Genomic DNA, 12,289 nt, shown 5'->3' with positions numbered 1-12,289 from the left:
CCTCGACGGCAGCGTGAGTAAAGTTGAGCCTGGCCGACTCAAGGCCGGCCCCCAAGGCTTTCGTCACACCGCACCACGAAGGAGAAAAGCACATGGCACGTGCAGTAGGAATCGACCTCGGTACCACCAACTCGGTCGTCAGCGTCCTCGAGGGTGGCGAGCCCACCGTCATCGCGAACGCCGAGGGTCTGCGCACGACCCCCTCGGTCGTCGCCTTCACGAAGGACGGCGAGGTGCTGGTCGGCGAGACCGCCAAGCGCCAGGCCGTCACCAACGTCGACCGCACCATCGCGTCGGTCAAGCGTCACGTCGGCACCGACTGGAAGGTCGAGATCGACGACAAGAAGTACACGCCGCAAGAGATCAGCGCGCGCATCCTCGGCAAGCTGAAGCGCGACGCCGAGCAGTACCTGGGCGAAGAGGTGACCGACGCGGTCGTCACCGTCCCGGCGTACTTCAACGACTCCGAGCGCCAGGCCACCAAAGAGGCCGGCGAGATCGCGGGCCTCAACGTCCTGCGCATCATCAACGAGCCGACGGCTGCCGCCCTCGCCTACGGCCTCGACAAGGGCAAGGAAGACGAGCTCATCCTGGTCTTCGACCTCGGTGGCGGAACGTTCGACGTCTCGCTGCTCGAAGTGGGCAAGGACGAAGACTTCTCGACCATCCAGGTGCGCAGCACCTCGGGTGACAACCGCCTCGGTGGCGACGACTGGGACAACCGCATCGTCGAGCACCTCATCAAGAAGTTCAAGGACGCGCACGGCGTCGACCTGTCGACCGACAAGATCGCGAAGCAGCGCCTCAAAGAAGCCGCCGAGCAGGCCAAGAAAGAGCTGTCGTCGAGCACCTCGACCAGCATCCAGCTGCCCTACCTCACGCTGACCGCCGACGGCCCGCTCAACCTCGACGAGACCATCTCGCGCTCGCAGTTCGAGCAGTGGACGAGCGACCTGCTCGACCGCACCAAGAAGCCGTTCAACGACGTCATCAAAGAGGCCGGCGTGAAGGTGGGAGACATCGCCCACGTCGTGCTCGTCGGTGGTTCGACCCGCATGCCGGCCGTCACCGAGGTCGTCAAGCAGCTCACCGGTGGCCAGGAGCCCAACAAGGGCGTCAACCCCGACGAGGTCGTGGCCGTGGGCGCGGCCCTCCAGGCCGGCGTGCTGAAGGGCGAGCGCAAGGACGTCCTGCTCATCGACGTCACCCCGCTCAGCCTCGGCATCGAGACCAAGGGTGGCGCGATGACCAAGCTCATCGAACGCAACACGGCCATCCCGACCAAGCGCAGCGAGACCTTCACCACGGCCGACGACAACCAGCCGTCCGTCGCGATCCAGGTCTTCCAGGGCGAGCGCGAGTTCACGCGGGACAACAAGAACCTGGGCACCTTCGAGCTGACCGGCATCGCTCCGGCTCCGCGCGGCGTGCCGCAGATCGAGGTCACGTTCGACATCGACGCCAACGGCATCGTGCACGTGTCCGCGAAGGACAAGGGCACCGGCAAAGAGCAGTCGATGGTCATCTCGGGCGGCTCGTCGCTGTCGAAGGACGACATCGAGCGCATGGTCCGCGAGGCGGAAGAGAACGCCGCCGAAGACAAGGCACGTCGTGAGGCCAACGAGACCCGCAACTCGGCCGAGCAGCTCGTCTACTCGATCGAGAAGCTGATCAAGGAGAACGACGAGAAGCTGCCCGCGGACGTCAAGTCCGAGGTGCAGGCCGACGTCGACTCGCTGAAGTCGGCCCTCGCCGGCGACGACGAGTCCGCGATCAAGCCCGCCTTCGACAAGCTCAACGAGAGCCAGCAGAAGCTCGGCCAGGCGATCTACTCGCAGAGCCAGGCCGACCAGGCCGGTGCCGCGGGTGCCGAGGGCGCTCCCGCCGACGGCCAGGCGCAGGGTGACGACGAGGACATCGTCGACGCCGAGGTCGTGGACGACGACGACAACGACAAGAAGTAGAGGCGGTCGGCATGACTGACGAGAACAAGACGCCCGACGACGAGCCGCGTCCCGCGACTCCGTCCGAAGACGGGGGCACGGCCGACGTCGTCGACCCCGACGAGCTCGTCGACGCCGAGGCGCCCGACGTCGAGGTCCCGGCTGACGCCGCGGCCCCGGCGGGGGCCAAGGCGGCGGCCGAGTCGATGGCCGACGCTCCCGAGGGCACCGAGACGCTGAGCGCCGACGACGAGGCCATCCTCGACGCCGCCAGCGCCGACCTGGTGGCCGACATGCGACAGGACATGCTGAGGGCCCAGGCCGAGCTGGTGAACTTCCGGAGGCGCGTCGAGCGTGACCGCGAGGCCAACCGCGAGGCCGTGGTCGCCGAGGTCGTCCGCTCGCTGCTGCCCGCGCTCGACGACCTCGCCCGTGCCGAACAGCACGGCGACCTCGCCGAAGGCCCGATGACCGTCATCGCGCAGAAGATCCGCGGGGGGCTCGACAAGTTCGGCCTCACGCAGATCGGTGCGAAGGGCGACGTCTTCGACCCCAGCAAGCACGATGCCCTGGTCCAGCTGCCGAGCGCCGACGTCACGGTCAACACCGTGGCCGACGTGATCGAGCCGGGCTACACGATCGGCGACCGCGTCATCCGCGCCGCCAAGGTCGCGGTGCACACCCCGCAGTAGCACCCCGGTGACGGGTGGCCTCCGGGCTGCCCGTCACCACCCCCTGCGACGCGAGTCGCAACCGGCGGTGGGCTCCTCGACGAGGTGCCCGCCGCCTCCCCCGTTCTCTTCCGGTCGCTGCCAGACAGCGACCTCCAGTCAAGGAAGGAGGTGCCGCATGGCGAGTCAGGACTGGTTCGACAAGGACTTCTACGCCGTCCTCGGTGTCTCCAAAGACGTCACGCCCGCCGAGCTGAAGAAGGTCTACCGCAAGCTGGCGCGCAAGTACCACCCCGACTCGAACCCCGGCGACGCCGCGAGCGAGGCGAAGTTCAAAGAGATCTCCGAGGCGCACTCGGTGCTGTCCGACCCCGAGCAGCGTCGCGAGTACGACCAGGTCCGGGCCATGGGCGGCGGTGCCCGCTTCGCGGCCGGCAGCGGTGGCCCCGGAGGTGCGGGTGGCGGATTCGAGGACGTCTTCGGTGGCATGTTCAACCAGGGCGGCCAGCGCACGCAGTTCCGCCAGGGTGGCGGTGGCGGCGGCTTCGACGACATCTTCGGCGGCATGTTCGGCGGTGGTGGCTTCGGACAGACGAGCGGCGGCTACCGCGGCTTCGGCGGCCCTCAGAAGGGCCGTGACATGACGGCCACCACGACGCTCGACTTCCAGACCGCGATCGTCGGCGAGACCATCACGCTGCAGGCGTCGAACGGCAAGCCGATGAAGGTCCGCATCCCGGCCGGCGTCCACGACGGTCAGAAGATCAAGCTGCGCGGTCGGGGCGAGCAGAGCCCCGACGGCGGTGAGGCCGGCGACATGGTGTTGACCGTTGCCGTCCGCAAGCACCCCGTGTTCGACCTCGACGGCAAGAACCTCCGACTCGACGTGCCCGTGACGTTCGCCGAGGCGACCCTCGGCGCGACGATCGAGGTGCCGACGCTCGGTGGCGACCCCGTGCGATTGCGCGTCGCGCCGGGCACTCCCTCGGGCCGCGTGCTGCGCGTCAAGGGGCGCGGCGTGCACGCGAAGGACGGCGTCGGTGACCTGCTCGCCACCGTCCAGGTCGCGGTGCCCGCACACCTCAACGACAAGGCACGCGAGGCCGTCGAGGCCTTGGCCGCCGCCCTGCCGTCCGAGAACCCGCGCGACGACCTCATCGCCCGGGCACGAGCCCGACGAGACCGACCCGACCCGCGCCCCCTCGGCGGCAGGTCCCGAGCGACGAGACAGGAGACGAGATGGACCGACCGGACCCCACCCAGTGGCCGATGGACGAGCACTCGCCCCTCTTCGCCATCGCGACCGCCGCCGAGCTCTCGGGCCTGCACGCCCAGACGCTGCGGCAGTACGACCGGCTCGGGCTCGTCGTGCCCCAGCGGACGGCGGGCAAGTCGCGGCGTTATTCGATGCGCGACGTCGTGCAGCTGCGCGAGATCGCGCGCCTCGGCGGCGAGGGCATCTCGCTCGAGGGGATCAAGCGAATCCTCGAGCTCGAGAACCAGGTCACCGCGCTGCAGTCGCGCGTGCGAGAGCTCGAGCGGGCACTGGCGGACGAGATGGTCAACCGCCCCGGTGCCAGGGTCTTCGCCGCGGGCGAGAGCGGTGTCGTCCCGCTGCGTCACGGCACCCGGCCGTCGCGGCAGACCTCCGTCGTCGTCTGGCGTCCGCTGCGCTAGACGTGACCGAGGCGTCACGACGTGCCGCTCATCTCGGGCGGGGCGGCGAGCGGCATGTCGCGACTTCTCGACGGGCGCCGCTAGCGTTGCCGGGTGATCGACTTCGCGCAGCTCCGCCGGTGGCCCGACGTCGAGGCCCCCGAACTGCTGGCCCACGACGCCACCGACCGGCTGCTGCTCGACACCTCCCAGGAGGCGCTGGTCGCGCACCCGGGGCACGTCGCCGTCGTCGGCGACCGCTACGGGGCGCTGGCCCTGGGCGTGGCCGACCTCGTGGCCGACGGCGTCGAGGGCACCCCGGACGGTGGGGAGTCGTCCGCACCGATGCCGGTGCGTGTGCACCAGGACGCCCTCTCGGGTGAACTCGCCCTCGCCGCCAACGCGCGCGTGGCGGCCCCGGGCGCCCGGTGGTCCTGGCACGCCCTCGACGCTTCACTCGTCGCCGGCGCCCGGGTGGTCCTCGTCCAGCTGCCCCGCGGGCTCGACGCCCTCGACGAGATCGCCGAGGTCGTCGCCGCACACGCCCACCCCGAGGTGAAGCTGTTCGCGGGCGGGCGGATCAGGCACATGCCCCCGGCCATGAACGAGGTCCTCGGTCGGCACTTCGGTGACGTCCGAGCCGGGCTGGCGCGCCAGAAGTCGCGGGTGCTCGTCGCGACGGCCCCCCGCGCCTCCGACGCCGGCCGCTGGCCGCGGACCGAGCGGCACGGCGACCTGGTCGTCGCCGCCCACGGTGCCGCCTTCGCGGGCGCCACGATCGACATCGGCACCCGGGCCCTGCTGGCCGCCCTGGACGCCGAGCGGCCCGCCGCGCGCGACGTCGTCGCCCTCGGCTGCGGCACGGGCGTCCTCGCCGCGTCGTACGCCCTCGCCCACCCCGACACCGTCGTCGTCGCCACCGACCAGTCCGCGGCGGCCGTGGCCTCGGCGTCGGCGACCGTCGCCGCGAACGGCCTCGCCGGTCGGGTGGAGGTGCGGCGCGACGACGCTGGTGCGTCGCTGCCCGGCGGCTCGGCCGACCTCGTCTTGCTCAACCCGCCGTTCCACGTCGGGGCGACGGTGCACGCCGGCATCGCCCACAAGCTCTTCGACGCGGCCGCGAGGTTGCTGCGTCCGGGCGGCGAGCTCTGGTGCGTGTGGAATTCCCCCCTCGGCTACCGGTCCACGCTCGAACGGGTCGTGGGTCCGACCCGCCAGGTGTCGCGGGGCCCGAAGTTCACCGTCACGGTGTCGACCCGTCGCTGACCGGGTCGTGTCGCCCCACGCCGGGGCGGCTTCGCCTCACTCGACCTCGTCGAGCCGGAGCGAGGCATCGACGTAGGCCAGCAGGGCGTGCGCGTAGGCCGTCTCGGCATCGTCGGCGGCGTGCACCTCGTCACCGCGGGGGGAGCTCGCGTCGAGGATGCGCACCTGGTAGCCGACCTGCTCGCCGTCGACCACGACCCGGTCGAGCGACACGAACGACCGCCCGAGCAGCTCGCGGAGCTGATCCTCGCGAGGGAGCCAGAGGGCGTCCTCGACGGCCACGGAGTCGAGCGCCCATTCCGTGGTGCCGTTGAAGCCGAGCACGGTACCGGTCGGATGCTCGTGGGCCTCGATCGTCATGTCGCTCAGTGTGAAGACGTCGCCGGCGCCCTCGTCCGCTCCTTGGTCGCCCTCGGTCTCGAGGAGGCGTTCGACGACGAAGCGGTCACCGGCGGAGGGCCGCCAACGCAGACCGGCGGCACGGAGGCGGCGGGCGAGATCGACGGAGATCATCGACCCAGCATGCCGACCTCGCCGGTGAGCACGCCGGGAGCGCACTCCGATCTCGGGTGGATGCCGGAGGAGGGCTCAGGGGGTAGCGTGTCGATCGTACACCTAACAGTCGTGATATCCATCACATCCCCCCTTCACGAGGAACATCTTGAGACCGACATCTGACCGTCCACCACTTCTCTCCGCCGAGCGCGACGCCACCGGGCCCGCGGGCCGTGCCGCGGCCCACCCCCGGCCGGGGCGCCGCGCCTTCCTCGTCGGCGCCCTGGCAGCGGCGGGGGCCCGCGCCGTCGGGGCCGCCCGTCGGCCGGCCGCCGCCGTGGCCGCCGGTGCCGCCCCCGCCACGATGCCGGCCCCCACGGTCGTGGTCGCCGCGTCGTCCTTCCCGACCGTCGCACAGGCCCTCGCCGCCGTGCCCCCGGGGGGCACGCTGCTCGTCGACCGGTCGGAGGCGATCGCGTCGCCGCTGATCGTCGATCGATCCATGACCGTCCTGTTCGCGCCGACGGTCCGCCTCACGGCGACCGCGCACATCACGATGATCGACGTCCACGCCTCCGACGTGCGCGTCGTCGATGCCGCGCTCGTCGGGGCCGGGACGTCCCGGGCGGCGAGCGGAAAGGGGGTCGTGGCGACGGGGACGGCGACCGCTCCGCTCGAGCGGCTGTCGATCGAGGACTGCACCTTCACGGGGCTGTCCCACTCGGCCGTCGTCGCGACGTCGGTGGTCGGTCTCGAGGTCGTCGGCTGCCGTGTGGACGACGTGGGCTACGCCGGCGTCGTGCTCGTCTCGTGCACCGACGCGGTCGTGCGGGGCTGCACCGTCGCCGACGTCCGACAGCCTGCCGGCTTCGTCAACTCGTACGGCATCGCGGTGACGCGGGACGAGACGAAGTCGCTCGTCGATTCACCCCGGTCGGCCCGGGTCACGATCGACGGCAACACCGTCCGCGGCGTCCGGCTCTGGGAAGGCATCGACACGCACGCGGGGCAGCAGATCGTGATCCGTGACAACACCGTCTCGGGGTGCTCGGTGGGCATCGCCGTGGTGCCGTGTCAGAACGATGCGACACCGCAGGAGTACGTCTACGCCCCGGTCGACGTCGTGGTCGCCCGCAACCACGTCGAGCGGGGCGACTCGCCCGGGACGGGTTCGGGCATCGTGGTCAAGGGCGCCGGCTCGACCGTCGCTTCGGGGGCGGAGCGGGCGTCGGCGGTCGTCGAGGACAACGTCGTCGTCGGAATGGGCGGTGGCGACCGCGAAGCGGGCGTGCTGCTCTACCTGACCCGCGACGTCGTCGTCCGGGGCAACCTGCTCTCGGGCTGTGTCGGCCGCGGGGTGTGTCTCTACCATTCGAACGATGCCACGATGCTCGTGGGCAATCGCGTCGAGGGTGTCGTGCTGGCCGCCGGTGCCACGGTCGCGGCTGCCGTCGAGGTGCGCAGTTCGGCCAACACGGCCACGCTCGTGGGCAACTCGTACGCCCCGGGGTCGCACCTCCCCGGCTCGGCGGCCTCGGTGCGTGGAGTCGCCGTTCCGGGGTCGGGCAACGTGCTCGACCTGCTGCGCAACGACTGGACGGCGACGGTGCTGCCCGTCTGGGGCCGGTCCAGCACGATCACCCGCTTCGCCGACGGCGCCTGACGGCTGGTGCCGAGGAGGTGCGGGTCCGCTCGTCACCGCACCCGCGCCTCCTCGTCGTGGTCACGGGCGCGGCGCGAACGCTCCGTAGTCGACCGTGCGAGGTGGCCACCCCGGTGTCGTCTCGACGAAGGTCAGGTAGTAGATCGATGGTCCGGCCAGGAGGTACGAGAGCGACCAGGTGCTGGCGTCGGTGACCTCGACGGGGCCGGTGATCTTGGTGCCCCATCGGTTCTCGACGTGGACCTGGCCCCGAGGGTCACCTGTTCCGGTGAAGGTGGTCACGCTGCCGGATTCGTAACCGGCGCCCCGGTCGGGGGAGACGACCTGGAACACGGCGCGCTGCTCCGGGGGGCGGATGACGAAGGGGCCGTCGGACTTCTTCTCTGACCCGAGCTGCTGGTTGACGAAGAGCGTGTACACGCTGGGTGCGACGAGGATGCGGTCGTGGTGCCACAGCCCCTGGGCGTCGACGGGGATGCCCTTGGCGATCTCGGTGCCCCAGGCGTTCGTGAGGGTCACCGTCGCGGACGGGGTGGCGGTGCCTTCGATGCGGGTCGGTACTCCGGAGGTGTATTCGGCAGGCCCGGAGACCGTGCCGGGCCGGAGGGCGGGGACGGGTGGTGTCACCCCGCCCAGGGTGATGGTCGCGGTGGTGCGGTTGTCACCACGACCGACCTGAACCACCTCGAGGTCGTGGCCCGAGTCGTCGAGGGGGGCCGTGGTGAGGCGCCACGTACCCGAGACCAGCACGGTGGTCGCCGGGGCAAGCCACGAGGTCGAGCCCTTCTCGCGCACACGCACCTCGCCGCGGGGCACACCTGAACCGACGAGCGTGACGGGCCCGCCGAGGTGCTCGGTGCCGTCAGTCGGGGCGGTGATGCTGACGGGGGCGCCGTAGTCGAGGTCGGCATCGAGCCGGTCGAGTTCGTCGCCGTCGACGGACTGACGCACGGTGAGACGGTGAACGCCCCCGGCGTCCGGAGCCAGCACCGTCGTCTCGAAGGAGCCCGACGACGCGGCGCGGGTGGTGCCGATGACTCGATCGGCATCGTTGACGACGTCGATGTCGGCTCGAGGGGTCGCCGTGCCGGTGACGCGGGCGCGTTCGGTGCGGAGGGGGGAGAAGGTCGCCTCAACTGCCAGGGGCTGGCCCACGAAGAAGTCGAGCTCGTCGGTGTCGACGAGGCGCTCGTCCACGTACTCGGCGAGTGTGACGCTGCCGGGGCCGAGCGCCTGCTCTGTCAGCTCGGCCTGCCAGGCGCCGGTGCCGTCGGCGTCGACCTCGAACCGGTCGTCGACGAGGATCGTGGCCAGGGGCGTCGCGGTTCCCGCGACGTGGACGGTGCGGGTCTCGAGCTCGATCGACGTGACCCGGGCCGACAGGGCGAGTGGTGCAGGCGTCGCTGGGGCGGTCGGAGCCGCTGAGGCGGGAGGGGTTGCCCCGGCAGCCCAGGCGGGTGGGGGAGGCACGAAGGTGATGGTGGCCGTCACGGCGGTGGTGACGGCGGCAGCCAGCACGGAGGCGCGGCGGGGGACGATCATCGGGGTGTCCAATCTGCTGGGTGCGAGTGCTGCTTCGAGCAAATATTAATACCACACGTTTGACATGTCGTTTGCGACGCGCAGGTCTCCTGGAGGTGCCGGCGGGCGGGCAGCTGTGAGGCGGCCCGCCCGCCGGGTGTCCGTGCCGAACTCAGCGGCGGGGCTGGGAGTTCAGGACGGTCGCCTGGGTCTCGGCGGGGGTGCCCTTGTCTTGGATGAAGTTGATCGTCCAGGTCGAGGTGCCCATGTTCGCGCGGGTCCAGGACCAGGTGCCCCGGTCGGTGACGCGGGTGGCGTCGAGGCGGGTGCCGTACCGGTTCTCGATCTGTAGCAGTTTGCCCTTCTCGGCGGTGCCGGTGAAGGTGAACGAGGTGTTCGGGACGTAGCCCTGGGCGATGGTCGCCGCGTCGGGGTTCGTGACGGCCACCGGGGCCGTGGCGGTGGTGCGAGGCGTGAAGTTCGCGACAGTGGCCTTCGTCTCGGCGGGGGTGCCCTTGTCTTGGATGAAGTTGATCGTCCAGGTCGAGGTGCCCATGTTCGCGCGGGTCCAGGACCAGGTGCCCTGGTCGGTGACGCGGGCCTCGTCGAGCTTGGTGCCGTACTTGTTCTCGACCTGCAGGGTCTTGCCCTTCTCGGCGGTGCCGGTGAAGGTGAACGAGGTGTTCGGGGTGTAACCCTGGGCGATCGTCGCCGCGTCGGGGTTCGTGACGGCCACCGGGGCGACGACTCCGGCTTCGGGGTTCAGCGTGACGGTGTCGAGGGTGGTGTTGTTGCCCTTGCCGGTCTGGGTGACCTCGAGGACGTGTCTGCGGTCGTCGACGTTGGTCGTGTCGAGGGTCCAGGTGCCGCTCTGCAGCACCTGCTTGGTGCCGAGGACGGTGGTGCTGCCCTGTTCGCGGACGACGACCTGCGCGCCGGGCTCGCCGCGCCCGGTCATGCGGACCGGGCCGCCGTCGTGGGCCATGCCCTCGACCGGGGCCGTGATCTGCACGGCGGCGCCGTAGGCGACGGTGCGGATGATCTCTCCGTTGTCTTCACCGTCGATCTGCTGGTAGATACGCACGTCGTAGTCGCCACCGGCGTTCGGGGCCGGGATCGGGGTCGACCAGATGCCCGAGCCCGGGCGGGCGTCGGTGCGGGCGATCTCGGTGCCGTCGACGTCGGTGACGATCACCGTCGCGCCGGGCTGCGCGGCGCCCGAGAGCATGGCGTCCTGGCCGAGGTCCACCGGGAACGACACGGCCGCCGACACCGGGCGCACCTCGAGGACGACGTCGAGGGTGGTCTCGTCGGTCTTGACGCCGTTCTCGTACTGCTCGAGCGTCACCGGGTTCGACCCCAGCTTCAGGCCCTCCAGTTCGAACGACCACGCGCCGTCACGGTTGGCCTGGACCTCGTCGACGCCTCCCAGGATGACCCACGAGCCTGGCGCGGCCGTGCCCGAGATCTGCGCGGACCGCGCCCCGACGTCGACGCCGTCGACCATCCCGGACAGTGCTGCCACCTCGACGGAGAAGACCTGGAAGGCCGTCACCTGCTTCGTGGACGTCGCGTCGCGCTGGACTCGGAGGTGCCCGCCGGACAGTGTCGTCGAAGGGGGTGAGGACGCCAGTCGCAAGGTGGCCCGGATCTTGTCTCCGGCCGTGGCCACGGTCGTGTCGGTGCCGCGGGTGGCCCGGCGGCCGTCCGCCGAGACGGACCAGCCGCCGGGAATCGCCTCGATGGTCGTGCCCTGCGGCGCCAGGAACTCCTGCTTGCCTTGTGCGCTCGCCTTCACGATGGTGGCTTCGACCTGGAAGGTCCCGCTCCGGACGCCCGTGACGGTGGGGATGGCGACGTCGGAGCCGTAGGGGGTGAGCAGCTCGGCGGCCGTCGCGTCACCGACGCTCTCGGCCTGGCCGAAGAGCTGCGTGCCGTGGTTGTCACTGCCCACGAAGGCATCCGGTGCTTTCTGGGCGACCAGCCCATCGCCCTTCGAGTACGAGTTGGAGATCGGCTTCCAGCGGAACTGCTGCACGTCGCTCCCGTCGCAGAACTCGGCCGTGTACCTCTGTCGGGAGTCGTTGTGTGCGCGGTAGGTCAGGCACAGGTCGGCGTCACCTCCGACCCAGCGGATCTCTCCCGGCGCGTCCTTCGTGGGGACCGACCAGGTCTGCGCGACCTGCTCGGCGGCTGCCCGGGTGGTCTCCTTGACCACGGGCACGGTGGCTCCCCGGGTCGGTGTGCCGACTGCCTTCCAGTCGGTGGACTCGTTCTGGGTGACGTAGGGGCCGATCAGGCCGGATGATGCCGCCGTCGGCCGGGGGGCCTCGGCGTGGGCGGCGGGGGCATGGGCGAGCGCGGCGACGAGCGTCGCCGTGGCCAGACCGATCGCGCCGTAGCGCCGGGCTGTCGTCGTCATGTGCAAGGTGTGCTCTTTCTGTCGTGGCATGCGGCGGGTGGTCGAGGGCCGCTGGCCAAAACAGTACACATGAAATGCGACATGGAGGGACTGCTGTCGTCGTGCGAAGCGGAACGGCGCGTGGGTCGCGGGGTGGCGACCCACGCGCCGTCGGTCGCGTGGTGAGGTCGGGGTTCGGGTCAGCCTGCTCGGGTGACGGTGTTGGTGTCGTTGTCGGTGTTGACGACGGGGTCGGCGTCGGTGGTGTGGGTGATGGTGTTGCCGGTGCCTTCGAGGTCGATCTGACCGACGGCGCCGAGGTCGACGGTGTTGTCGTTGCCCATGATGACGAGGGTGTCGGCGGGGCCGGCGGTGAGGGTGCCGCCGTTGCCGTTGACGACGATCGTCGCGCACCCCTCGGGCAGGGATTTCTCGGTCTCACCGCTCTCGTCGAATTGCATCCAGGCGACGCCGTCGACGCAGGTGTCGTCCGCGGGCGCGGCGTCGGCCGTCGTCGTCGGGGTGGGGGTCGGCGCCGGTTCGTCGGAGGAGCTGCAGCCGGCGAGCAGTCCTGCGAGGGCTCCGGTGAGCGCGATGGTCGTGAACAGCGAGGTCTTGGTCATGGGTTGTCCTGGTCTGGGGGGACGCGGTGTCGCGTCGGGGTGGGTGTGGC

9 protein-coding genes and 1 pseudogene are annotated in these 12,289 nt (G+C 70.8%); 6 read left to right on the top strand and 4 right to left on the bottom strand.

Annotation, left to right across the window (positions count from 1 at the left end):
- Positions 1–92 precede the first annotated feature (92 nt).
- The 5 genes and pseudogenes from dnaK (at position 93) to AEQ27_RS12910 (ending at position 5,536) form a co-directional block, all read left to right on the top strand.
- Positions 93–1,964, top strand: a complete 1,872-nt coding sequence (gene dnaK, locus AEQ27_RS12925) for a molecular chaperone DnaK (protein ID WP_054147035.1) — start codon at positions 93–95, stop codon at positions 1,962–1,964.
- A gap of 11 nt (positions 1,965–1,975) precedes the next feature.
- Complete coding sequence (locus AEQ27_RS12920; protein ID WP_200908369.1) at positions 1,976–2,635, top strand: nucleotide exchange factor GrpE; 660 nt, start codon at positions 1,976–1,978, stop codon at positions 2,633–2,635.
- Positions 2,636–2,792: 157 nt separating this feature from the next.
- Positions 2,793–3,788: pseudogene (locus AEQ27_RS16735) on the top strand (DnaJ C-terminal domain-containing protein); the annotation flags it as partial.
- A gap of 95 nt (positions 3,789–3,883) precedes the next feature.
- Complete coding sequence (locus AEQ27_RS12915) at positions 3,884–4,291, top strand: heat shock protein transcriptional repressor HspR (RefSeq protein WP_043597756.1); 408 nt, start codon at positions 3,884–3,886, stop codon at positions 4,289–4,291.
- Positions 4,292–4,384: 93 nt separating this feature from the next.
- A complete protein-coding gene (locus AEQ27_RS12910) occupies positions 4,385–5,536 on the top strand; it encodes a methyltransferase (protein ID WP_054147034.1) in 1,152 nt (383 codons plus the stop codon).
- A gap of 36 nt (positions 5,537–5,572) precedes the next feature.
- Here the strand turns inward: AEQ27_RS12910 and AEQ27_RS12905 are convergent, their stop codons facing one another.
- Positions 5,573–6,049, bottom strand: a complete 477-nt coding sequence (locus AEQ27_RS12905) for a hypothetical protein (protein ID WP_054147033.1) — start codon at positions 6,047–6,049, stop codon at positions 5,573–5,575.
- A 148-nt stretch (positions 6,050–6,197) separates the two neighbouring features.
- Here AEQ27_RS12905 and AEQ27_RS12900 point away from each other — a divergent pair, with 148 nt between their 5' ends.
- Entirely contained in the window at positions 6,198–7,694 is a 1,497-nt protein-coding gene (locus AEQ27_RS12900) for a nitrous oxide reductase family maturation protein NosD (protein ID WP_152970362.1), read from the top strand.
- Between the two features lie 60 nt (positions 7,695–7,754).
- On the opposite strand, the gene AEQ27_RS12895 is transcribed toward AEQ27_RS12900, so the two are convergent.
- The 3 genes from AEQ27_RS12895 to AEQ27_RS12885 all read right to left on the bottom strand — a co-directional run bounded on the left by AEQ27_RS12895 (position 7,755) and on the right by AEQ27_RS12885 (position 12,239).
- Positions 7,755–9,236 carry a hypothetical protein gene (locus tag AEQ27_RS12895; protein ID WP_054147031.1) on the bottom strand — a complete coding sequence of 494 codons (1,482 nt, stop codon included), beginning with the start codon at positions 9,234–9,236 and terminating at the stop codon, positions 7,755–7,757.
- Between the two features lie 151 nt (positions 9,237–9,387).
- Entirely contained in the window at positions 9,388–11,637 is a 2,250-nt protein-coding gene (locus tag AEQ27_RS12890) for a hypothetical protein (protein ID WP_054147030.1), read from the bottom strand.
- A gap of 179 nt (positions 11,638–11,816) precedes the next feature.
- Positions 11,817–12,239 carry a DUF3060 domain-containing protein gene (locus AEQ27_RS12885; RefSeq protein WP_054147029.1) on the bottom strand — a complete coding sequence of 141 codons (423 nt, stop codon included), beginning with the start codon at positions 12,237–12,239 and terminating at the stop codon, positions 11,817–11,819.
- Positions 12,240–12,289 lie beyond the last annotated feature (50 nt).

The organism is Frigoribacterium sp. RIT-PI-h (genome assembly GCF_001297205.1).
Taxonomy (GTDB): Bacteria; Actinomycetota; Actinomycetes; order Actinomycetales; family Microbacteriaceae; genus Frigoribacterium.
This window is presented reverse-complemented; position numbering and strand designations above follow the sequence as displayed.

Excerpts from the sequence above, each read along its gene's own strand:
- dnaK (WP_054147035.1), top strand. The coding sequence starts at position 93 with ATGGCACGTGCAGTAGGAATCGACCTCGGTACCACCAACTCGGTCGTC.
- AEQ27_RS12920 (WP_200908369.1), top strand. The coding sequence starts at position 1,976 with ATGACTGACGAGAACAAGACGCCCGACGACGAGCCGCGTCCCGCGACT.
- AEQ27_RS12915 (WP_043597756.1), top strand. The coding sequence starts at position 3,884 with ATGGACGAGCACTCGCCCCTCTTCGCCATCGCGACCGCCGCCGAGCTC.
- AEQ27_RS12905 (WP_054147033.1), bottom strand. The coding sequence starts at position 6,049 with ATGATCTCCGTCGATCTCGCCCGCCGCCTCCGTGCCGCCGGTCTGCGT.
- AEQ27_RS12895 (WP_054147031.1), bottom strand. The coding sequence starts at position 9,236 with ATGATCGTCCCCCGCCGCGCCTCCGTGCTGGCTGCCGCCGTCACCACC.
- AEQ27_RS12890 (WP_054147030.1), bottom strand. The coding sequence starts at position 11,637 with ATGACGACGACAGCCCGGCGCTACGGCGCGATCGGTCTGGCCACGGCG.
- AEQ27_RS12885 (WP_054147029.1), bottom strand. The coding sequence starts at position 12,239 with ATGACCAAGACCTCGCTGTTCACGACCATCGCGCTCACCGGAGCCCTC.